At 69.2% G+C, this 21,796-nt stretch carries 24 protein-coding genes; 8 read left to right on the forward strand and 16 right to left on the reverse strand.

Annotation, left to right across the window (positions count from 1 at the left end):
- Positions 1-25: 25 nt before the first annotated feature.
- Positions 26-643 carry a ParA family protein gene (locus WG923_RS23875; protein ID WP_340353506.1) on the reverse strand — a complete coding sequence of 206 codons (618 nt, stop codon included), beginning with the start codon at positions 641-643 and terminating at the stop codon, positions 26-28.
- Positions 644-701: 58 nt separating this feature from the next.
- Between WG923_RS23875 and kefF the strand changes: the two genes are divergently transcribed.
- Genes kefF through WG923_RS23890 form a run of 3 tightly spaced genes read left to right on the forward strand, consistent with a single transcriptional unit; the run spans position 702 to position 3,415 of the window.
- Positions 702-1,334, forward strand: coding sequence for a glutathione-regulated potassium-efflux system oxidoreductase KefF (kefF, locus tag WG923_RS23880; RefSeq protein ID WP_340353507.1), 633 nt, complete (start codon positions 702-704; stop codon positions 1,332-1,334).
- Positions 1,335-3,176, forward strand: coding sequence for a glutathione-regulated potassium-efflux system protein KefC (gene kefC, locus WG923_RS23885; protein ID WP_340353508.1), 1,842 nt, complete (start codon positions 1,335-1,337; stop codon positions 3,174-3,176).
- Between the two features lie 32 nt (positions 3,177-3,208).
- Entirely contained in the window at positions 3,209-3,415 is a 207-nt protein-coding gene (locus WG923_RS23890) for a hypothetical protein (RefSeq protein WP_340353509.1), read from the forward strand.
- Here WG923_RS23890 and WG923_RS23895 read toward each other — a convergent pair.
- The 11 genes from WG923_RS23895 to WG923_RS23945 form a co-directional block, all read right to left on the reverse strand.
- Positions 3,412-4,173, reverse strand: a complete 762-nt coding sequence (locus tag WG923_RS23895) for a sulfite exporter TauE/SafE family protein (RefSeq protein WP_340353510.1) — start codon at positions 4,171-4,173, stop codon at positions 3,412-3,414. The genes WG923_RS23890 and WG923_RS23895 overlap by 4 nt on opposite strands.
- 64 nt (positions 4,174-4,237) lie before the next feature.
- Positions 4,238-4,780 carry an NADPH-dependent FMN reductase gene (locus WG923_RS23900; protein ID WP_340353511.1) on the reverse strand — a complete coding sequence of 181 codons (543 nt, stop codon included), beginning with the start codon at positions 4,778-4,780 and terminating at the stop codon, positions 4,238-4,240.
- A gap of 25 nt (positions 4,781-4,805) precedes the next feature.
- On the reverse strand, positions 4,806-5,777 hold the full coding sequence (locus tag WG923_RS23905) for a Bug family tripartite tricarboxylate transporter substrate binding protein (protein WP_340353512.1): 972 nt from the start codon (positions 5,775-5,777) through the stop codon (positions 4,806-4,808).
- An 83-nt stretch (positions 5,778-5,860) separates the two neighbouring features.
- On the reverse strand, positions 5,861-6,478 hold the full coding sequence (locus tag WG923_RS23910; RefSeq protein WP_340353513.1) for a nuclear transport factor 2 family protein: 618 nt from the start codon (positions 6,476-6,478) through the stop codon (positions 5,861-5,863).
- 203 nt (positions 6,479-6,681) lie between these two features.
- The gene (locus tag WG923_RS23915; RefSeq protein WP_340353514.1) at positions 6,682-7,395 is read right to left on the reverse strand and encodes an ABC transporter ATP-binding protein; all 714 of its coding nucleotides are present in this window, start codon (positions 7,393-7,395) and stop codon (positions 6,682-6,684) included.
- Complete coding sequence (locus tag WG923_RS23920) at positions 7,388-9,142, reverse strand: branched-chain amino acid ABC transporter ATP-binding protein/permease (protein WP_340353515.1); 1,755 nt, start codon at positions 9,140-9,142, stop codon at positions 7,388-7,390. Before WG923_RS23920 ends, WG923_RS23915 begins: the two co-directional genes overlap by 8 nt.
- An 8-nt stretch (positions 9,143-9,150) precedes the next feature.
- On the reverse strand, positions 9,151-10,011 hold the full coding sequence (locus tag WG923_RS23925) for a branched-chain amino acid ABC transporter permease (protein ID WP_340353516.1): 861 nt from the start codon (positions 10,009-10,011) through the stop codon (positions 9,151-9,153).
- Between the two features lie 13 nt (positions 10,012-10,024).
- A complete protein-coding gene (locus WG923_RS23930) occupies positions 10,025-11,221 on the reverse strand; it encodes an amino acid ABC transporter substrate-binding protein (protein WP_340353517.1) in 1,197 nt (398 codons plus the stop codon).
- A 100-nt stretch (positions 11,222-11,321) separates the two neighbouring features.
- On the reverse strand, positions 11,322-12,461 hold the full coding sequence (locus WG923_RS23935) for a CaiB/BaiF CoA transferase family protein (RefSeq protein ID WP_340353518.1): 1,140 nt from the start codon (positions 12,459-12,461) through the stop codon (positions 11,322-11,324).
- 10 nt (positions 12,462-12,471) lie between these two features.
- Positions 12,472-13,263, reverse strand: a complete 792-nt coding sequence (locus WG923_RS23940) for a citryl-CoA lyase (RefSeq protein ID WP_340353519.1) — start codon at positions 13,261-13,263, stop codon at positions 12,472-12,474.
- Between the two features lie 59 nt (positions 13,264-13,322).
- Complete coding sequence (locus WG923_RS23945) at positions 13,323-14,207, reverse strand: dioxygenase family protein (protein WP_340353520.1); 885 nt, start codon at positions 14,205-14,207, stop codon at positions 13,323-13,325.
- Positions 14,208-14,439: 232 nt separating this feature from the next.
- On the opposite strand from WG923_RS23945, the gene WG923_RS23950 reads away from it, so the two are divergent.
- Both WG923_RS23950 and WG923_RS23955 read left to right on the forward strand, forming a co-directional pair.
- The gene (locus WG923_RS23950) at positions 14,440-15,015 is read left to right on the forward strand and encodes a hypothetical protein (protein ID WP_340353521.1); all 576 of its coding nucleotides are present in this window, start codon (positions 14,440-14,442) and stop codon (positions 15,013-15,015) included.
- A 7-nt stretch (positions 15,016-15,022) separates the two neighbouring features.
- A complete protein-coding gene (locus tag WG923_RS23955) occupies positions 15,023-15,907 on the forward strand; it encodes a LysR substrate-binding domain-containing protein (RefSeq protein WP_340353522.1) in 885 nt (294 codons plus the stop codon).
- Between the two features lie 5 nt (positions 15,908-15,912).
- On the opposite strand, the gene WG923_RS23960 is transcribed toward WG923_RS23955, so the two are convergent.
- Positions 15,913-16,299, reverse strand: coding sequence for a hypothetical protein (locus tag WG923_RS23960; protein ID WP_340353523.1), 387 nt, complete (start codon positions 16,297-16,299; stop codon positions 15,913-15,915).
- 259 nt (positions 16,300-16,558) lie between these two features.
- On the reverse strand, positions 16,559-17,353 hold the full coding sequence (locus tag WG923_RS23965; protein ID WP_340353524.1) for a class I SAM-dependent methyltransferase: 795 nt from the start codon (positions 17,351-17,353) through the stop codon (positions 16,559-16,561).
- 279 nt (positions 17,354-17,632) lie between these two features.
- On the opposite strand from WG923_RS23965, the gene WG923_RS23970 reads away from it, so the two are divergent.
- On the forward strand, positions 17,633-18,523 hold the full coding sequence (locus WG923_RS23970; protein WP_340353525.1) for a polysaccharide deacetylase family protein: 891 nt from the start codon (positions 17,633-17,635) through the stop codon (positions 18,521-18,523).
- A gap of 69 nt (positions 18,524-18,592) precedes the next feature.
- Here WG923_RS23970 and WG923_RS23975 read toward each other — a convergent pair whose 3' ends face one another.
- A complete protein-coding gene (locus tag WG923_RS23975; protein ID WP_340353526.1) occupies positions 18,593-19,042 on the reverse strand; it encodes an RcnB family protein in 450 nt (149 codons plus the stop codon).
- Between the two features lie 126 nt (positions 19,043-19,168).
- Here WG923_RS23975 and WG923_RS23980 point away from each other — a divergent pair, with 126 nt between their 5' ends.
- Positions 19,169-19,639: a tellurite resistance TerB family protein gene (locus WG923_RS23980; RefSeq protein ID WP_340353527.1), complete on the forward strand. Its 471-nt coding sequence runs from the start codon at positions 19,169-19,171 to the stop codon at positions 19,637-19,639.
- A gap of 69 nt (positions 19,640-19,708) precedes the next feature.
- Positions 19,709-20,950 (forward strand): MBL fold metallo-hydrolase, encoded by a 1,242-nt coding sequence (locus WG923_RS23985; RefSeq protein WP_340353528.1) that lies wholly within the window; start codon positions 19,709-19,711, stop codon positions 20,948-20,950.
- Positions 20,951-21,026: 76 nt separating this feature from the next.
- Here WG923_RS23985 and WG923_RS23990 read toward each other — a convergent pair whose 3' ends face one another.
- On the reverse strand, positions 21,027-21,668 hold the full coding sequence (locus WG923_RS23990) for a DUF938 domain-containing protein (protein ID WP_340353529.1): 642 nt from the start codon (positions 21,666-21,668) through the stop codon (positions 21,027-21,029).
- Between the last annotated feature and the right edge of the window lie 128 nt (positions 21,669-21,796).

Genomic DNA, 21,796 nt, shown 5'->3' on the forward strand with positions numbered 1-21,796 from the left:
GCCGATTACATCACCCCTCGCGCGCTCACCCTTCCAGCCACTGCGCGATGCCCTGCCACTGCTCGATGTCGCGTTCGACTTTCCCCGGGGCCACGTCCCACAGCGTCAGGCCGCGCGCGGCCAGGTGCACGTAGTTCTGCGTCGGGCGCAGGAAGCCGAGCACCGGCAGGCCGAGGCCCTCCACGAATTCCTGCAGCTTGTCCGCCGCGATGGTGCGCGCGTCCACGCGCATGCCGACGATGCCCACCTGCATGCGGCCCGCCTTGCGCAGGTGCGCCAGCTCGTCGAGGAAGGCCCGCGTGGCGTAGATGTCGAAGATGCTCGCTTGCAGCGGCACCACCACCTTGTCGGCGATGCGCAGCGCCTCCTGCAGCAGCTTGCCGTGCATGCCCGCCGGCGTGTCGAGCACCACGTGCGTCGTGCCCCGCGGCGGCTTGGCGACCTGGCCTTCGCCCACGTCCCAGCTGCTGATCGCGCGGGCCTCGCCGGGCCGCAGGCGCAGCCACAGGCGCGAGGACTGCTGGCGATCGGCGTCGCCGAGCATCACGCTGTGGCCGCGGCTGGCGAGGAATCCTGCGATATTCGTGGCGATGGTGGACTTGCCCACGCCACCCTTCGGGTTCGCAACAACGACGACCGGCATCAACGGGCTCCTTGGTCGCGCGGCCCCGTACAGGCCGCTTTGGGCTATGTTACAGGGCATGGATGAGTTCGCAAACCGCCGCTCCGGCGTGCTCGTGCTGGCGGCGCACCCCGACTGGCGCGAGTCGCGCGTGAACCGGCTGATGGTGCAGCAGGCGCGCGGCGTGCCGGGCGTGCAGGTGCGCGACCTGTACGCGCTCTATCCCGACTTCGACATCGACATCGAGGCCGAACAGGAGACGGCGCAGGCCGCCCAATTGCTGGTGCTGCTGCATCCGATCCAGTGGTATTCGATGCCGGCGCTGATGAAGCTGTGGCTCGACGAAGTGCTGCAGTACGGCTGGGCCTACGGGCGCGCGGGCACCGCGCTGCACGGCAAGGACCTGTGGCTGGTGGCCAGCACCGGCGGGCCCGAGTCCTCCTACCATCCGCAGGGCTACAACCGCTACTTCTTCGATGCCTTCCTGCCGCCGTACGAGCAGACGGCGGCGCTGTGCGGCATGCGCTTCCTGCCGCCGCTGCTGCTGCACGGCGCGCACCGCGCCAGCGGCGAGGAGCTCGATGCGCACGCCGAAACCTTCCGCGACCGGCTCGCCACCTATCCCGACTGGCCGGAGCTCGACGAGATCGGCGCCTGCCCGATCACGGACGTGCCCACCACCGACCGCCCCGCTCCCCACGACAGCGACTGAATGGAACACGCACCGGCCTGGCTGACCAACAGCCTGATCTATCTGGCCGCCGCGGTGATCGCGGTGCCGCTGTCGCGCGCCATCGGCCTCGGCTCCATCCTCGGCTATCTCGCCGCGGGCATCGTGATCGGGCCCTGGGGCTTCGGTCTCGTCACCAACGTGGAAGACATCCTGCACTTCGCCGAGTTCGGCGTGGTGCTGATGCTGTTCCTGATCGGCCTGGAGCTCGAACCGCGGCGCCTGTGGAGCCTGCGCCACCCGATCTTCGGCTGGGGCAGCGCGCAGGTGCTCGGATGCGCGGCCCTGCTCTTCGCGGCCGGCATGCTCGCCGGCGCGCCCTGGCGCACGGCGCTGGTGGCCGCACTGGGGCTGGCGCTGTCGTCGACGGCGATCGCGCTGCAGGTGCTGGGCGAGCGCAACCTGCTGCCCACCACGAGCGGACGCGCGGGCTTTTCCATCCTGCTGTTCCAGGACGTGGCCGCGATCCCGATCCTCGCCCTGCTGCCGCTGCTCGGAGGCACGCGCGAGGCCAACGCGGGCGGCGACGGCGGCATCGAGGCGCTGCGCATCATCGCCGTCATCGGCGGCATCATCCTGGGTGGCCGGCTCGCCCTGCGCCCCTTGCTGCGCTGGATCGCCAAGAGCCGCACGGCGGAGATCTTCACCGCGGCGGCGCTGCTGCTGGTGGTGGCGATCGCGGCGCTGATGCAGCTGGTGGGCCTGTCGATGGCGCTCGGCGCCTTCCTCGCCGGCGTGCTGCTGGCGGAAAGCGAATACAAGCGCGAGCTCGAAACCGACCTCGAGCCCTTCAAGGGGCTGCTGCTCGGGTTGTTCTTCATCGCCGTGGGCATGAGCATCGACTTCGGCGTGCTCGCCCGTTCGCCCGGCTCGATGGCGCTGATCGTGGCGCTGCTGCTGGTGCTGAAATCGGCGGTGATCTGGGGCATCGCCAGGCCGATGGGCATTCCCCTGGCGGAACGCCCCGTGTTCACGCTGCTGCTGGCGCAAGGCGGCGAGTTCGCCTTCGTCGTGTTCCAGGCTGCCGCCGGTGCGAAGGTCTTCTCCGCCGAAACCGCATCGCTCCTGATCGGCGCGGTGGCCGTGTCCATGCTGCTGACGCCGCTGCTGCTGCTGGCGGTCGACCGGCTCGTGCTGCCCCGCTTCACCGACGGGCCGCGGCGCCTGCCGGAGCTGAGCGACCCGCAGGCCGCGCCGGTGATCATCGCGGGCTTCGGCCGCTACGGCCAGATCATCGGCCGCCTGCTCAATGCGCAGGGCATCGCGTCGACCGTGCTCGATCACGACGCCGACATGGTCGAGGCCGCGCGCGCCTTCGGCTACACGGTGCACTACGGCGACGCCACGCGCCTGGACCTGCTGCGCACCGCGGGCGCCGGCAACGCGCGGGTGCTGGTGGTGGCGGTGGACGACAAGGAGCAGTCGCTGCGCATCGTGGACCTCGTGCGCGAGCACTTCCCGACAGTCGAACTGGTGGCGCGCGCGCGCGACGTGCCGCACTGGAACGCGCTGCGCGACCGCGGCGTGATGCACGTGGATCGCGAGCTGTTCGAGTCCAGCCTGCGCAGCGGCCGCACCGTGCTGGAGGTGCTGGGGCAGACGCCCTACCAGGCGCGCCGGCATGCGATGCGCTTTCGCCGCCACAACCTGGAGCTGTTCGAGAAGATGTACCCCGAATACCGCGACCGCGCGCGCATGATCGCCGTCGTCAAGGAAGGCCGGCAGCAGTTCGAGGAGCAGATGGCGCGCGAGCGGGCCGAGAACGAGGCGAGGAGGAAGCGCGGGGACGAGCGGATGCCGGGGTGGGATGAGACGCTGCACTAGGGATGCGGCCAGACATCGAGATTGAGCGCTCTGTGAATCGCTACGAGGTCGCTCTTCTTGCGCCCGCGAAAGAAGAGATCACGGAGGCCTTCCTCTGGTACTTCGAGCGCAGCCCTGTCGCCGCGCGTGCGTTCCGCACCGAGGTGTTCGCAGGCATCGACAGGGGCGCATCAACGTCGACGCCCTGGCTATTGGCAACAGCGCTGAAGGTTTGCCGGCGATCTCTGCCGTCTCCCTAACGCGCCAGGAACCCATCCCACACCAGCTTCACGCCGGTGAGCAACATGCCGATCGTGATGAATCGGTAGAACAGCACGGGCCGGATGCGCCGCGCGATCCGCACGCCGATGAACACGCCGATCGGCGCGAAGGGCAGCAGCGCCAGCGAGGTGCTCATGTTGCGCAGGTCCAGCAGGCCGAGCCAGCCGTACGGGATCCACTTCGCCAGGTTGATCGCGAAGAAGAACACCGCCATGGTGGACGTGAACACCACGGGCGCGAGGCGCAGGGGCAGCACGTAGGCCGTGATCGGCGGGCCGCCGGTATGGGAGACGAAGCTGGTGAACCCCGAAGTCGTGGTGAGGATCGCGCCCAGCCATTTCGGGGGCGGCGGGCTGTCGGACCTGGGCGGATAGAGCACGCGCTGGGCAACGAAGACCAGCGTGAAGATGCCGACGATGCCGGCCACCAGCCTCGCGTCCAGCAGCCGGAACATGAAAGTGCCCACCACGGTGCCGAGCAGCCCGAAGGGCAGCAGGAACTTCAGCAGCGGCCAGTCGAAATCGCGCCGATAGACCGCGAGCCCCATGCAATCCAGCACGAACAGAACCGGCATCAGGATCGCCGCCGCCTGCGGCACCGTCACGGCCAGCGCCATCAGCGGCACGGCGAGCGAGCCGAAGCCCGCGCCGAAGCCGCTCTTGCTCACGCCCAGGAGGATGACCGCGGGGATGGAGACGGCGTAGAAGAGGCCGTCGGTGATGAGAGGGAGATTCAAGGTCGTTCGGGGAAGCGCCCCCACCCCAACCCTCCCCCGGAGGGGGAGGGAGCAAGCAAGAGGTTCAGCCCAGGCGCGTCGCCAGTTTCTCCAGCGAGACGAGGAGATCGGTGATGAACTTCGCCGTCGCATCGTCGGTGAGCTCGCCTTGCGCGTCGAACTTGTTCTGCGCGAAGGAGATGAACACCTCGGGCTTGTTGACGGTGAAGGCGTCGAGGAACACGAGCACCTTGCGCAGGTCGTACTGCACGCGCGCGGTGCCCACCGGCCCGGGGCTCGCTCCCATGATGGCCACCGGCTTGCCCGCGAAGGGCGGCTCCGGCGGGCGCGAGAGCCAGTCCAGCGTGTTCTTCAGCACCCCGGGGATGGAGAAGTTGTATTCCGGCGTGACGATCAGCACGGCATCCGCGGCGCGCACCTTGGCCTTCAACTCCGAGACGGCCGCGGGCTCGCCGGCCAGCCGCACGTCGTCGTTGTACAGCGGGATGGCGGCGATGTCCGCGATGTCCAGGCGCATGCCTGGCGGCACGAGCTTCTGCGCGGCGCGCAGGGCCATGCTGTTGTACGAGCCCTTGCGCAGGCTGCCGGAGATGCCGAGAACGTTCATGCTGGTCTTCTTGGGGTTGGAGGGATCATTCGGCGCGAATGCCCAGCGTCTTCACCAGCCGGGTCCAGTGTTCGACGTCGCGGGCCACCACGGCGCGCGCATCATCGCCGATCAGCGCCATCGGCTTGCCGCCGGACTTGACGAGCGTCTCCTGCACGTCGGGCGCAGCGGCGACCCGGGCGAAATCGGCGCGCAGCTTCTGCAGGACCTCGGGCGGCGTCTTCGCCGGCGCGAACAGGCCGAACCACGATTCGAGTTCGAGCTGCGCGGCGCCCGTCTCCTGCACCGTCGGCACCTGCGGGTGCATGGTGTTGCGGGCGGCGCCCGACACCGCGAGCGCCTTGGCGTTGCCGGCATCCACCTGCACGCGCGCCGTCGGCGAGAGATCGAAGAACAGGTCGATGCGGCCGCCCAGCAGGTCCTGGTAGGCGGGCTGCGCGCCGCGGTACGGCACGTGCCCCACGTCCACCTTGGCCAGGTGCCACAGCGCCGCGCCCAGCACGTGCTGGCCCGAGCCGACGCCGGCCGAGGCGTAATTCAGCTTGCCGGGGTTGGCCTTCGCGTAGGCCAGCACTTCCTGCAGCGTGGCGAACGGCAGGTCCTTGCGGCCGACCAGCGTGTAGCTGTAGCTCACGAGCAGGCCGATCGGCTCGAAGTCGCGCAGGCTGTCGTAGGGAAGGTTCGGATAGAGGCCGGGGTTCAGTGCGAGATTGGAGATGGAGCCGACCACCAGCGTGTAGCCGTCGGCCGGTGCCTTGGCCGCGGCGTCGGTGCCGACCAGCGTGCCGGAGCCGGTCCGGTTCTCGACGACGAAGCTCTGGCCCGTCACGCGGCCGAGGCGGTCGGCCAGCAGGCGCCCCACCGTGTCGAAGCCGCCGCCGGGCGGCTGCGGAACGATGATGCGCACCGGCCTGGCCGGGTACACCTGGGGCAGCGCAGCGAAGGGCACTGTCCCCAGGAAGGCCAGCGCCGCACGTCGCGTCCATTCCAGTGCCACCGCGGAACCGGCTTGGCCGGGCCGCTGGTGGCGCCCCCTCGAGGGGGAGGCGGCCGCAGGCCGCTTCGGGGGGGAGCCCATTCCTAGCGCTCCAGCGCGCCGCCGGCAAGCCAGCTCGCGCCGCGGCGGTACAGGTCCTGCACCTGCGCGCCCTTGAGCATCGGCATGTCCATCTTGACCTGGTAGCCGATGCGCGTCTGGATGTAGGCCAGGTGGCGGTAGCCCTCCGGCATGGAGGCCAGCAGCTGCGCATCGAGCCGCAGCTGCGCCATGGGGTCGACCGGGTCGATGCGGTCCTTCTCGTAGATCGGCTGGCGGTGCAGCACCTTCCAGGCGCCTTCGTGCTTCGTGATGAAGTCGTGGAAGCGGCCGGTGCAGACCACGTCGCACAGCACGGGGCCGTCGGCGCCTTCGACCATGCCGCGCTGGGAGATCGTCATCTTGGTCTGCGCGATCGCGCGCTCGCCGTTGACCTCGATCGCCGAGCCGCCCAGGAAGTGCAGGATGCTCACCCCCTTGTCCCAGCCTTCCTGGGTGACGCGGATGAATTCGCGGAAGGGGCCCTGGAACCAGGTGGCCATCATCACGCCGTCGGGATGCCAGACCGTCGCGAAGCGTTCCCAGTCGCCGGCGTCGCGCCAGACGGCCCAGCGTTCGACGAGTTCGCGGATCAGGAGCTTGTCGGTCAATGCGTCGTCCATCGCGCCTCCTCGGGATCGGGGGACTGTAGTGGGCGCTGCCCCGGCACGGAAGCAGCCCGCCAGCAAATGACTTTTCCGCGGCGCGGAACACAGGCGTAGGCTGGCGGTGGAGCGAAGCGAAACCCCAGCGATGCCGGCAGCGGCGGGAAGCGCCGGGGTTCCTGGGCTTCGCGCGTCGCCACCAGCCTGCGATGGCGCGTCGGTCACACAGCTTCCAGCCCCAGGTACGCCTTCTGGATCTCCGGGCGCTGCAGCAGATCGCGCGGCGCGCCCTCGGCCACGATGCGGCCCTCTTCCATCACGTAGGCGCGGCGGGCGATCTCCATGGCCATCGCGACGTTCTGCTCCACCAGCAGCACGGACGTGCCGCGCGCATTGATCTCGCGGATCGCCTTGAACATGTCCAGCACCACCGCGGGTGCCAGGCCCAGCGAAGGCTCGTCCAGCAGCAGCAGTTGCGGCCGGCTCATGAGCGCGCGGCCGATCGCCACCATCTGCTGCTGGCCGCCGGAGAGCGCGCCGGCAGGGCTCGCCAGCTTCTCCTTCAGCGCGGGAAAGAGCGCCAGCACCTGCTCCAGCGAGGCCGCGCGGTGCGCCTTCGCCTGCGGCAGGAAGCTGCCCAGCGCGAGGTTCTCCTCCACGCTCATGCCGGTGAAGAGGCGCCGCCCCTCGGGCACGATGGCGATGCCCTTGGCGCAGAAGCGGTGGCTGGGCAGCTGCGTGATGTCCTCGCCCTCGAAGACGAGCCGGCCGCCGCGCGCACGGTGCAGGCCGGCGATCACGTTGATCAGCGTGCTCTTGCCGGCGCCGTTGGGGCCGACCACGCAGACGAGCTCGCCACGGGCGACGTTCACCGACACGTCCCACAGCGCCGGCGCGGCGCCGTAGTTCACCTGCAGGCGGGCGACGTCAAGCATAGGCGGGCTTTCCGAGGTAGGCGTTGACCACCTCGCTGTCCTTCATCACGTCGGCGGCCTCGCCCTGCGCGATCAGCTTGCCGTGGTTCAGGACCACGATGCGGTCGGTGAGCGCCATCACGGCGCGCATCACGTGCTCCACGAACACGATGGTCGCGCCCTGGTCGCGGATGCGGCGGATCAGCTCGATGGCCTCGTTGATCTCGCCGGGCGTGAGCCCCGACAGCACTTCGTCCAGCAGCACCAGCCGCGGCCGCGCCGCCAGCGCGCGCGCGAGTTCGAGGAACTTGCGCTGGTGCAGGTTCAGGTCCTCGGGCAGGGCGTGGGCGCGCGCCTGCAGGCCGGTGAATTCGAGCCACTTCCAGGCTTCGCGGATCGCAGCCTGCTGCGGCAGCGAGGCGCAGCCGAACATCGCGACCATGGAGACGTTCTGCAGCACCGTCATGTGCGCGAAGGGGCGCGGGATCTGGTAGGTGCGGGCGATGCCGGCATGCGCCATGCGGTGCGCGGGCGCGCCGGTGAGGTTGCGGCCGTCGAAGAGGATCTCGCCGCCGGACAGCGGGAAATGGCCGCTGACCACGTTGATCAGCGTCGACTTGCCGGAGCCGTTGGGGCCGAGCAGGCCGAGGATCTCGCCCTGGCGGACCTGCAGGTTCACGCGGTCCAGCGCCTGCACGCCCTTGAAGGACTTGGAGAGGGCGCGGACTTCCAGCAGGGGAGCGCCGATGGGGGTTCGGCTGCGGACCGGCGCCTGCGGCGCCGGCTCCGGGTCCCGGGCCGCTTCCGGGATGACGGCTTCGCCCGCCCGCGCGGCGGCGACGCCCTTGCCCGGCTTGCGCCGCAGCGAGCGCCCCAGGATCCCCTCCGGCAGGAACAGGATCACCAGCACCAGGATCGCGCCCACCGCCGCGCGTCCCGCCACCGCGTGATCCCCCGCCGTGAAGAAGTACAGCAGCCCCGTGATCGCCGTCGCCCCGATCGCCGGCCCGGCCCAATGCCGCGTGCCGCCCAGCACGCTCATGAGCACCACCGTCAGCGGCACCGTGATGTTGAAGGTCTCGCCCGCCGTCACGTACTGCACGAACAGCGCGTGGATGCCGCCCGCCACGCCCGCCAGCGCGCACGAGATGGCGAAGGCGACCAGCTTGTAGCGGAAGGTGGGCACGCCCATCACCTCCGCCACGTCCTCGTCGTCGTGGATCGCGAACAGGCCGATGCCCAGCCGCGACGCATGCACGCGCAAGGCGACCAGCAGCGTCACCACCGCCGTCGCCAGCACCATCAGGTAGAGCGACGACGACGGGGAGGGCCCCAGCTTCGGCACGTCCACGGCGTTGAGGTACACGCCCGGACCGCCATCGATCGGCGTGTTGAGGATGATGGTGGCCACGACGAAAGTGACCGCCAGCGTCAGCAGCGCGAACAGCTCGCCGCGCACCGCCTTCACGCGGAACACCACGAACCCGAGCAGCAGGCCGAGCAGCGCGGGCAGCAGCGCCGCGAAGGGCAGCGTCGCCAGGAAGGGCCAGTTCCACTTGCCGGCCAGCACCGCCGTGGCGTACATGCCGATGCCGAAGAAGGCGCCGTGCCCGAAGGAGAAATAGCCGGAATAGCCCGAGAGGATGTTCCACGACAGCGCCAGCACCATCCAGTGGCACACCAGGTACAGGATCGATTCGTAGAACGAGGGCACGCCCAGCCACGGGATGCTGGCCAGCAGCGCTCCCGTGCCGACGATCGCGAGCATGGTCCGCTTCATCGCGTCACGCCCGGTCGGAACAGCAGCATCAGGATCAGCAGCGAGAACGACACGATCGGCGCCCACGAGGGCGACGCCACCGCCATCGTCACCGCCTCGCTCACGCCGATGATCACGCCGGCCGCCAGCGGCCCCAGCGCGCTGCCCAGCCCGCCCAGCATCACGGCGGCGAACACCACGCCGACCCAGGCGAAGATCTGCGAGGGCGTGAGCGTGAAGGTGAGCGCCAGGCACACGCCCGCCACGCCCGCCAGCGCCGCGCAACCACCGGCCAGCAGCAGCGACAGCAGGCGCGAATCGATCCCGAACGCTGCCGCGATGGGCCCGTCCTCCGCCATCGCGCGCAGGGCCTTGCCCAGGTCCGTGTAGCGCATGCCGGCCCACACGCCCAAGGAGATGCCCAGCGCCAGCACCAGCGTGAGCAGCTCCGGCACCGGCACGTAGAGGCCGCCCACGGTGAACTTCATCGCGTTGTAGGGCGACTCCAGCTTGCGGTAGTCCGCCGTCCAGATGCCCTGGATGCCGGCCTCGATCACCACCGTGATGCCGAAGGTGACCAGCAGCGAGTTGAAGGGCGTGATGGCGAAACGCGAGAGCACCCACTGCATGCCGACGCCGACCAGGAAGAACAGCGGCGGCACCAGCACCAGTGCCAGCAGCGGGTCCAGGTGCCACGCGCTGGCCATCTGGTAGCTCAGGTAGCCGCCCAGGAACACCAGGCCGAAGTGCGACAGGTTGATCTGCCGCAGCAGCCCCCAGGTGAGCCCCAGCCCCAGCCCGATCAGGCCATACAGCGCCCCGATGAAGATGCCGGAGAGGATGGCCTGGGCGAGGAGGTTGAAGCTGGGAAGCGTCATCGTCCTCGCGCCGTCAGCGCATCTGCAGCGAGGCGCCCGGGGCCGCGAAGGAGGTCGGCCACACCACCTTCCAGGTGCCGCCCTGCACCTGCTTGATCTTCATGAGGTCGTCGCCGTAGTTGTTCGGCCCGTCGAAGCGCAGCCGCCCCTGGATGGTGTCGATGCGGTTCTTCTTCAGGAACTCGGCGATCTTCCTGTCGTCGAAGCTGTTGGCGCCGCGCACGCCCGCTTCCAGGATCTGCCACGCGGTATACGAGGCCGCGGCCTGCACCTCCACGTGCGTGTCCGGCAGGCCGGCCGCCGCGGCGCGCTCGTTGAAGGCCTTCACGAAGGCCGCCGCCTCGCCGTGGTTGGTGAAGGGCGGATGCTCCTCGAAGATGGTCAGCGCCAGCGCGCCGTCGCCCTCGGGGGACTTGGTCATCGGCCCCGGCGCGGGGTAGGTGTGGAAGTGCAGCGGCGGCGTGTAGTCGATCTTCTTCATCGCATCCAGCAGCATGTTGCCCTCCAGCCCGATGTCGCCCATCCAGACGAAATCCGGCTTGGCGTCCTTGACGCGTGCGGCGATCGGGCCGAAGTCGCGGTTGCCGAAATCCCATTCGAGGAACAGCACTTCCTTGAGGCCGCGCTTCTTCGCGATCTCGCGCCCGCCCAGCGACATGAAGTGCACCGATGGGAACTTGCTGGTGACGATGGCGATGGTCTTCGGCGGCTTCTTCGAGGCAGCGAGCATGTCGAACACCGTGTTCGGCACCGTCTGGCCGGGGTCGGGGCCGAGCGCCCAGGCGGGGAACTGCATGTCGAATTTCGCCATCGAGGGGATGCCGAAGGTGTGGTGGACCAGGACCTTGTTGTAGCGCTGGGCGACACCCATCGCGGAGAGGATGGCGCCGGTGGCGTAGGGCCCCATCAGCAGGTCGACCTTGTCGCTGGTCACCAGCTGCTCGTAGAGGGTGCGCGCGAGGTCCGGCTTGGACTGGTCGTCCTTCACGATCCATTCGACGCGACGCCCCAGCAGGCCGCCGCGCTTGTTCAACTGCTCCACGTAGATCTCGCCGACCAGCTTGTGCGTGAGCGCGGTGGCGGAGAGCGGGCCGGTCAGCGCCAGCGTGCTGCCGATGCGCACCGGCGGCCCCGCGGGGGTCTGCGCCAGCGCGGGCAGCGCCAGCGCGGCGCCGGCGGCGGAGAGGATGCGGCGACGGGTAAGGGTCATGGTTTGTCTCCTGTTGTCTCGCTTGCGATCGCTGGGGTTCCGGCGCTGGCGCGCGTCACCGCCAGCCTACGTTGCGCGCGCTTTCCGGCTCAGCGCCAGCCTACGGTCTCGGTTTCCAGCCCTGGCTCAATTCTTCGTTGTGTTCGCCGAGCAGCGGCGGCGCCGTGACCTCCAGCGGCCGCTCGCCATCGAAGGACACGGGCGATCGCACCGTGCGGAAGGTCCCGGTCACCGGGTGCTCCGTCTCCACGAACAGCTGCAGGTGCTGCGCCTGGGGATCGTCCGGAACTTCCGCGGTGGTGTACATAGGGGAATGCGGCACGTCGTTGGCGTCCAGCCGGCGGCACCATTCGGGGCGATCGTGCTGCTGGAAGATCGGCCGCAGCACCTCGATCAGGTCCTCCTGGTGCTCGATGCGCGCCTGCCGGCTGGCGAAGCGCTCGTCCTGGAAGATGTCCGGCCGCTCCATCGCGGTGGCCAGGCCCTGCCAGAACTTCTCCGGCGAGGACATGTGCAGCGCGATCCACTTGCCGTCGCCGCACGCCAGCACGTAAGACTGCGACACGCTGGGGCGGCTGTACGGCCCCATCACCTCGCCCACCGAGAACAGATGCGTGAAGGCGTCGAGGTTGAAGTGCGTCATCGCCTCGAACATCGAGAGGTCCACGCGGCGCGCGGTGCCGTTCTTCTCGCGGTCGTACAGCGCGCCCAGGATGCCGTAGGCGGCATAGAAGCCGGTGAGCATGTCGGCGATCGCGGGGCCCACGACGCGCGGATTGGCCGGATTCACCAGCAGGCCCAGGAAGCCGCTCGCCGCCTGCGCCACGCTGTCGTAGGTGGGGCGGTGGGCCGACGGCCCGGTCGCGCCGAAGCCGCTGATCGCGCAGTAGATCAGGTTCGGGTTGATCCCCCGCAGCCGCTCGAACCCTGCGCCGATCTGCTCGGCGAAGCCGGGGCGGAAGTTCTGGATGTAGACGTCCGCCTCCTGCACCAGGGCGTCGAACTTCCTCAGGTCATCGGCGTTCTTCGTGTTCAGCGTGACGCTGCGCTTGTTGCGGTTGACCGTCTGGTAGTGCGGCGAATACAGGCCGCCCTTGAACGCGCGAAAAGGGTCGCCCGTGCCGGGCAGCTCCACCTTCACGACGTCCGCGCCCAGGTCGCCCAGCAGCATGGAAGCCGCTGGCCCGGTGATGAAGGTGCCGTGCTCCAGCACCCGCACGCCTTCGAGGACCTTGATCATGCGTGCGGCCTCACTTGGGCAGCTCGCCCGTGTATTCGAACTCGCGCATCGCCTGGTACGACAGCGCGAAGCCGATCGGGTCGCCCTGCTCCTCGGCCAGGTGCGCGATGAGCGAAGCCGTGCGCGCGAGGATGGGCACGCCCTTGAGCGCGCCGACCGGGAAGCCCACGCCCAGCAGCACCGCGGGGATCGCCGCCGACACGTTCAGCTTCAGGTCCTTGCCGACGATGCCGGGGATGATGTCCTCGACCGCCTGCGCGATCTCGACGAAATGCTGGCCCGCGCCGGCCCGCCTCGACACGCCGAACAAGGCGTCGACGCGCGCATCGCGCTGCTTGTGTTCGGGGTGGCCGTAGCCCGGGATGGCTTCTTTCTTCTCGCGCCTTGCCGCCACGACCGCGGCTGCGGCCGCGCGCAGGTCGCCGCCGCGCTTTCGCGCCTCCTCGTCGATCTCGACGAACATGCGCCCTGCCGTCTCCGACGCGCCGAGGATCACCGAACCGCAGCCCAGGATGCCCGCCGCGACCGCGCCCTGCAGCGCCTCGGGCGCGGCGGCATAGGTCATGCGCGCCGCCTGCACGCTGGGCACCAGGCCGTGGTCCGCGATCGCCACCAGCGTGGCGTTGACGACCGCGCTGGTCGCGGCATCGGGCTTGCGGCCGGTGAGCAGGAAGACGAAGTAGTCCGCGAAGTTCACCTGCCCGATCAGGTCGCGCGAGAGGTCCTGCCCGCGCACGACGATCCGCTCCGCGTCGGACGTGGTGATGGCGGAGCGCGGCACCGTGGCCTTGCCGATTTTCAAGTCGATCCTCCCGAAGGTGGCGTTCGTAGGCTGGTGGTGAGCTTGGCGAACCCCAGCGCTCAAGCCGAAGGCACGAGCCGGAAGTCGTACTTCGCCGTGTAGTACGGCTTGTTCATGTGCCGCCCGTCCGGCGCCCTGCCCGGCTCGTGCTTCGGGAACTCCACGACCAGGCTGTTGCGCACCCCGAACACGGCGTCCGATTCGAGGTAGGGGCTGTCCTTGACGAAGACATGCGTGACCAGCCGCTCGTGCCCGGGCGCCTTCAGCATCATGTGCATGTGCCCCGGGCGGTTCAGGTGCCGCCCCATCTTGTCCAGCATCGCGCCGACCGGGCCGTCCCCCGGCACCGGGTAGAAGGTCGGCTTGATCGACCAGAAGCGGTAGTTGCCCTGCGCGTCGGTGCGGAACTGCGCGCGCAGGCTCATGCTGTCGCCCTTCTGCATGTCGTACAGGCCATCCGCATCGCCGGACCACACGTCGACCTCGCAGTTCGCGATGGGTCGGCCGGAGGTGTCGGTCACGCGCCCGTGGTAGTAGGTCGGCTCGCCGGGATGGCCCTCGCCGATGTCGGCGCCCAGTTCGAGCTGCGGCGCGCCCGGCCAGAAGAACGGCCCCTGCACGGTTGCCTCGGTGGGCTTCTCGCCGGGCCGGTCGGCCAGCGCCCTGGCGCCACGCGCCTGGTCCAGCGCCACGATCAGCATCGAGATGCCCAGGGTGTCCGACAGCAGGATGAACTCCTGCCGCTTCTCGTCGCACTTGCGGCCCGTGGCCGTGAGGAACTGGATGCCCGCCATCCATTCCTCGGGCGTCAGGTCCACCTCGCGGATGAAGGCATGGGCGTGCTGCACCAGCGAGCTCATGATCTGGTGGAAGCGCGCGTCCTTGCACTCCGCCATGCGTTCGATCACTGCCTGCGCGAAATCGCTGACTTCGAGTTGGGCCATGGTGGGTCTCTCCTGTGTGCGGGGCAGTCTAGGGACGGCGGCGGCGCTGCGAAAGTGATGAATTTCGACTGTCACGATCGATGCCGTCGATCACAATCCGGGCCGACCCTGAGGCGGTTTTCCCTGCTGCGGCAAGCACTTGCGCGGGCCGGCCGGACTGCGGCGCGCGCCGACGCAGCGCAGGCGGAGGCCGTGCTACATTGATCGCGTCGCCCCCCACGAAGGAGACTCCATGAGCTTGCGCTGGATGGTCCTGGCCGTCGCCGTGTTCGCCGCACCGGCCGGATTCGGGCAGACGGCCGCCGCGATCGCGCAGCAGATGCAGCGGGTGGAGGGCGCGCTCAACCGCCTGTCGCAGGAGCAGGTGGCCGTCTACCAGCAGTTCCAGATGGTGCAGGAGATGCGCCGCAACGAAGAGCGGCTGGCACTGCAACGCCTGCCGATCTATCGCCAGTCCACCCTGGTCCCGCCGTCCAGCATCGACGATATCCAGCGCGACGCGGACGCCCGCACCCAGCGCATGAACGAGCTGCAGGCCGAAGGCGACCGCCTCTACGGGCGCTACCGCGAACTCGAGGACCAGAAGCGGCCCTTGCTGGACGCCCTGTCCACGCTGGCGCAGGCGACGCCGGAGGCCGCCGCGGATGTCCAGGCCGGTGCCGCCGCCATCCCGGTGCCGACGCCCGTTCCCCCGGTGACGCAGCCCTCGCCCGGCTTCACCGGCACCTTCCCCGGCTTCACCGGCGGCTCGCCGGGTTTCGCGCCGGCGCCGGTGCCACCGCCGCTGCCCGCCAATCCGTCGCGCTGACGGCAGGATGGAACTCCGCCACCTGCGCTATTTCGACGCGGTCGCCGAAACCCTCAATTTCACCCGCGCGGCCGAACGCCTGCACGTCACGCAGTCGACGCTGTCGCACCAGATCAGGCAGCTGGAAGACGAACTCGGCACGCCGCTGTTCGACCGCGGCGGCAAGCAGGTGCGCATGACGGAGGCGGGCGAGATCCTGCGCAGCCACATGACGCCGGCGCTGGAGAAGATCGACCTGGGGCTGCAGGCGCTGCGGGGGCCGGCCGAAGCGATCACCGGCAGCATCCGGCTGGGCACCACGCCCAGCTTCAACACGCGCATGGTGCCGCAGTGCGTGGCCACGCTGCTGAACGCGTATCCGGGCATCCAGGTGAGCGTGGAGGAACTGGCGGCCGGGCAGATCCTGAAACGCCTGCATTCCGGCCACCTCGACATCGCGGTGGCTTACCCGCCCGGCGAAGGCAGCGCGCTCTGGTTCGAGCCCCTGTACAAGGAGGAACTGCGGCTGGTCGTGGGCATCCGGCATCCGCTGGCGCGGCGCCGGCGCGTGCGCATGGCGGAACTGCACAACGTGCGCATGGTGCTGCTGCCGGCGCAGTTCGTCACGCGCAAGCTGCTGGACGAATGCTTCGCGCAGGCCGCGGCGAAGCCCGTGGTGGTGGCGCAGCTCAATTCGGTGGCGCCGATGATCGAGCTGATCCGGCAGACCGACCTGGCGGGCATCATCACGGAAACGGCCGTTTCGCAGACGGCGGACCTGCGCGTGATCCCGCTGGAGGATCCGACGCCGATCCGCACGCCCGGCATGCTGTGGCCCAAGGGGGCCACGCGCTCACCGGTGTTGAAGCACTTCGCGGAGATCATCCGGCGCGCCGCCGGCACCGCGGCCTGAAGTGCTCAAGCCGCCGCGGCCGTGCCGCGCTGGCGCGCAGCCCAGTCGTTGAAGGCGCGCACGAACTCCAGGAAGGAGCTGCGGGTGTGCATCACGCCATCGAGCACCACGATGGCGCTCGCACGGGGCACGACCTGGTTGTAGATGCGGTGCAGCGCGGCGCCGTATTCGTCGTCGTCGACCGCTTCCTCCGCGACGACGTCGCCGTACGCGGTGGTGAGGCTGATGGTGTGGAGGGCGGCCTGGGGTTCGGTGTCGACACCCGCCGCCCTGGCGGGGACCAGCAGTTCCGCCGCTGCCGGCCGCGCGCCCTTCCCACCCGCGGCTTCATCGCGGGGCAGGGGACCCATGCGGGCGTCCCCGAACTTCTCGAACTCCGACAGCATCTGCATGGCCTGGATCACTCCTATCTGCACTGCGCACGACACAAGGTACCGCGCCAGCAACTGCGAGGGAGTGGGAGCACAGCCACCGACCCACGCTGGCCCGGCTCGAAAGCGCGACGGAGACGCGCCTGCCGGAACGCAAGTGTCACGCACGCATCCCGCCGGATGGGTCCGACAGGCCGCGTAGGTGGGCGCCCACGCCGAGCCAGCCAAGGAAAAAGGACGCCCCGAAGAAGCGTCCTTTGTCGTTGGAGCGGGCGCCGGGTTACAGCTTGGTCGCCGTGACGATCTGGAAGTTGCCGAAGAAGAAGGTCTGGCGCTCGACGCTCCAGCCGCCCATGTCCTGCAGCAGGACCACCGGGTCGTGGCTGTCCCACAGGGCCAGGCCCAGGGGCTCGAAGACCTTGAAGTACGTCCAGCTCAGGATCTGGAAGAACATCGAATCCGGCTTGTGGAATTCACCGAGGTACAGCTTGCCGCCCTTGGCCAGCATGCGGCCGGCTTCCTGCAGCGCCTTGATCTTCAGTTCGTGCGGCAGTTCGTGCAGCAGGAAGAACATGATGTTGGCGTCGGCGAAGCCTTCCTTGAGCTTCATCGACGTGGCGTCTTCCTCCACGTAGTCGATCTTCTTGCCGAACTGCTGATCGAGCTTGCTGCGGGCATGCTGCAGCTCGTTGCGGATGATGTCGGCGACCACGACCCGCTTGGCGCCGGAGCCGATCGAGGCCTCGATCGTGCGGGGCATCACGTTGCCGAAGGCGCAGGACGTGATCAGCACCTGCTTGCCCTTGAGGTTGGTGGCCTTCAGGCCGTTGACGATCTTCGTCACCAGGCGCGGGTACTGGAACAGCAGGATCGCGGAGATGATCGGCTGGAAGTCCACCAGCTTGATCAGCCCCATGCGGGAGTAGATCGGGTACACGTGCGATTCCGGCGTGTTGCGCCCGCCCGTGAGGTCGCGCACGATCAGGGTGCCGCGGGTGGTGGCGAAGAAGAACATGCCGGTGCAGGCGAGCACCACGAAAAGGCCAATCAGTGCGTTCATTGTCAGGGTGTTCATAAATCCGACTCCTCGGCGGTCCGGTCCGTTTCGTTGCGGTGGGCTGCTTCTCCCTCCATGGGAAGTACTTTGCCCCCATCGCCCGGGCCGCGACATCAGCGCCCACTGAAGAAACGCTCGGAACATTCCGATTCGGCGGCCCCCCCTTGCCGAGGGTCCCTAGGATTCGTCCGAGAGCCGTGACGCCTCGGGGACAGGCGGGGCGATCCCGGCGACGAAAGGGCGCATTGCGGCGTTCCGCGCTAGCATGCAGCGCACCCGGAGACGAAAGGCCTACCCATGACCAGCAGGGAAACCGGCAGCAGCGTGCGCGAGCGCGTCAGCTACGAACCGATCCACCGCCGCCGGCCGCTGAAGCTGCCGTTCGATGCCCGAGTGGCGGTGTGGACCATCGTGAACGTCGAGAACTGGAGCCCGCTGGCCGCGATGCCGCGCGCCGTGCTGCCGCCGCCCATGGGGCAGCCGCTGCTGCCGGACGTGCCGAACTGGTCCTGGCACGAATACGGCATGCGCGTGGGCTTCTGGCGCTTCCTGGAGACCCTGCAGGCGCGTTCGCTGAAGGCGACCTTCGCCGTCAACGGCTCCGCCTGCTCGGTGTACCGCGAGGCCTGCACCGCGGCGCGCGAGGCGGGCTGGGAGTTCATGGGCCATGGCTTCGTGCAGCGCCCGATGCATCGCGTCGAGGACCAGGCGGCGGCGATCGCCGACACGATGAAGGCGATCAGCGACTTCACCGGCAGGAAGCCGCGCGGCTGGGAGAGCCCGGGCCTGACCGAGACCGACGAGACCATCGACCTGCTGGCCGAAGCCGGCATCGAATACGTGGCCGACTGGGTGCTCGACGAACAGCCCGTCCCCATCCGAACGCGCGCCGGCGACGTGATCTCGGTGCCGTACACGGTGGAAGTCAACGACGTGGTGATCAGCGCCGTGCAGCAGCAGCCCTCCGACGAGATCTTCCGGCGCGGGCGCGACCAGTTCGACCGGCTGTACCAGGACGGCGCGAAGGCGCCGCGCGTGATGGCGATCTCCATCCATCCCTACCTGACCGGGGTGCCCCACCGCATCAAGTACCTGGAGATGCTGTACGACCACATCCTGGCCCACCCGGGCGTCGTGATGTGGACGGGCGAACAGATCCTGGACTGGTACCGGGGGCAGGCGGCGTGAATCCCGCGGGGGGTTCCGTGCTCTCGGCCGCGATCGGCGGCGGCAGGGCGGCCTCGCCCTGCGCGACGACTACCGGCTGACGATCAGGTTCAGGATGATCCCGGTGGCGACGGCCGCCAGCACGTAGTCGGGACCGACCTGCACCCACTGGTAGCCGCGCGGCGGTGCCGTCAGGTGGTGCCCGCGCCAGTCGCTGACCACGTAGTGGCGATCGCGCAGGCCCGGCGGCAGCCGGCCGCCGCGGTGGAACTCGGGGCCGCGGGCGTTGTAGTAGTAGCGGGCTTCGCGGCGGTCTTCGCGGGCATCGCGCCTGTCCTCGCGCGCGTCCCTCTCCCGCTCGTGGCGCGCGTCGCGCTGGTCGTGGCGCATGTCGCGCCGGTCGTGTTGCGGCTTGCGCTGCTCGTGCCGCGCATCGCGCCCGTCACGGCGGTCGTCCTGGCGCCCCGGTTGCGCGAAGGTCAGCGAGCTGAATGCGAGCGATGCGGCGACGATGCCGCTGACGATGTTCCTGGTTCTCATGGTTTGCTTTCTCCTGAAGGTCGGAGACCCATGCTCGCGCTGCCGCGTCGGGCGCGGGCGAAGTTGGGGTAGAGAGTTGCAAGCCTGTGTATCTGTGGGGCAACCGGAGGTGCACGACCGCCGACAATGAAAGCCGTGATCCCAGCGTTGCGTGACTTCCTGCGCGCCATTGCCGCGCCAGCCTCTTCCTCCGCCGAGCCAGCGCTCGGCGTCGAGCTCGCCACCGCGGTGCTGCTGGTGGAAGCGATGCGCGCCGACCAGGGCATGGATCCCGCGGAACGCGCCGCCGTGATGCAGGTGCTCCAGGACAGGTTCGCGCTCGGCGAGGACGACGTGCGCGAACTGCTCGCCGCCGCGGAGGAGCGCTCGCGCCACAGCAACGACTTCTTCTCCTTCACCTCGGTGCTCAACGATCGCCTCACACACCCGCAGAAGATCGAGGTGATCGAGCTGATGTGGCGCGTGGCTTACGTGGACGGCAGCGCGGATGCGGGCGAGAGCCACGTCATCTCGAAGATCGCGGGCCTGCTGCACGTCACGCACGGCGAGTACATCGCGGCCAAGCTGCACGCCAGGCCATCCGCTGGCGGCGGCTAGGGTTTCCTCCAGCGCGCGCCGGCGGGCGTGCTCCTACGCTGCGGGTCCCCCGCAACAACTGGAGTGCCCATGACCCGCAGAATCACAGCGCTCGCCTTCGCAGTTGTCGTCTCCGCCTTCGGCGCCCCGGCCGCGCAGGCGCAGACCCCCAGGGTCGAGCTGACCTGGATGTCCATCGCCAATTGGGAGATGAAGTTCGGCGACAAGCGCATCTGGATGGATGCCTACTTCACGCGGCTGCCGCAGGCTGGCTTCTATCCGCCACCCGGGCTGCCGAACGACCAGTACGCGTACACCCGCACGGCGCAGGCCGTGGACATGGATTCCCTGCGCAAGGTGCGCGAGGCCGCGCTCGGCGCCGCCAAACTGGACCTGCTGCTCGTCGGCCACAGCCACTGGGACCACAGCTGGGACTCGCCAAGCTGGGTGAAGATGACGGGAGCGCCGATGATCGGCGGCACCTCCTCGTGCCTGCAGGCCGTCGCGCAGGGCGTGCCGGCCTCCGGCTGCCGCAGCGTGAGCGGGGGCGAGAAGTTCGACCTGGGCGACGGCATCACGATGCGCGTGGTGCGCTTCAACCACAGCGGCGACGCGAGCAACCCGATCCAGCACTTCGCGCGCGAGCTGTATCGCCCGCCGGTCCCCGACCCCGCCAACGGCGGCTTTCGCGCCGGCGTGGGCGAGGACTATCCGAACGGCGGCGGCAACCGCGCCTTCCTCTTCACCGTGGATCGCGGCGGCGAGCAGCTCTCGTTCTTCATCAACAACTCCGCCAGCGCCTTCGATCTCGACAAGGACATCGTCGTCGACGGCGTGAGCTACGGCTCGCCCCTGAACAACCTGCGCGCGGCGATGCGCGATGCGGGACTGACGCAGGTCGACGCGTGGATCGGCACCGGCGGCAAGCCGGTGGCGGAGATGATCGTGCCCATCGCCCGTCCCAGGCACTACATCCCGAACCACTGGGACGGGCTGTTCAACGCGTTCTGGCCTGGCCTGCCCTACCCGTTCAAGGACGACGCCCTGCAGGCCTACCTGCGCGAGCAGAACATCGCCTTCCATCCGCAAAAGCAGTACTTCGACAAGTTCATCCTCACCAAGGCCGGCGTGCAGGTCGACGCCAACGCCGCGGTCAAGCAGAAGCTCGGTTTCGCGACCGAGCAGAAGTTCAGCAAGGCGATGACCGATGCGGTGGCGCTGGTGGACTCCACGCGCGTCGGCGAGGATTGCGGTGAAGGCTTCGAGCCGCCGTCGAAGTGGGCCAACATGTTCGCGACGATGGAAGCGCTGCGAGGGCAGTTGGCGCCCTGAGCTCAGGCACGTCGCTCACGGCCGCGCTGAACACGCTCAGCCGCAGCCCGGACACCTGCCTTCCAGGCTCCAGCGCTCAGGGCTGGCGACCGCTGGCCGCATCGGCTGCCACCACGAATTCCAGCAGCAGGTTGTTCGCGGGCATCGCGTGCCGGCCGCGCAGGACCAGCCCGGCGCGCTGCGCCTGCGCCCGCACGTCCTCCAGCCGGCGGATGCCCCAGGCAGCGTCGCGCGCACGCAGGCTCGCATCGAAGGCTTCGTTGCTGGGCGCCGTGGGGACGTCGTCCTCCAGATAGGGACCGTAGGTGACAAGCACGCCGCTGGGCGCGAGGTGGCGCGCGGCGCCCTCCATCAGCGCTGCACACGTGGGCCAGGGCGAGATGTGCAGCAGGTTGGCGCAGAAGATCGCGTCGAAGCGCTGCGGCAAGGGTGCGCTCTCCAAAGCCCACTGCGGCGCCATCACGTCCAGCGGCACCGCAGGGCGCACGTTGGCGAGGCCGGCTTCGGCGACGCGGGCGGCGATCACCGGCAGCAGGCGCGCGTCGGCCTCGGTCGGCTGCCAGGTCCAGCCCGGCAGCGCGGCGGCGAAGCAGGCGACATGCTGGCCGGTGCCCGAGGCGATCTCCAGCGCGCTGCCCTGTCCAGGCAGGATTGCGCGCAGGACGGCGAGGATGGCGTCCTTGTTGCGGTCGGCGGCGGGGCTGTGGGGCAGATCCATGGCGGAATCCCCGGATCATCGCCTGCAACGGGCCAGTGTCCTGTCCCGCAAATATCTAGGCTCTCGTCCGGTGCAGGCGGGGATGATCGGTGGTTGGCCAGAGTGGGGGGCCGGGGGGGGGGGGGGCC

The organism is Ramlibacter sp. AN1133, from assembly GCF_037890035.1.
Classification (GTDB): domain Bacteria; phylum Pseudomonadota; class Gammaproteobacteria; order Burkholderiales; family Burkholderiaceae_C; genus Ramlibacter.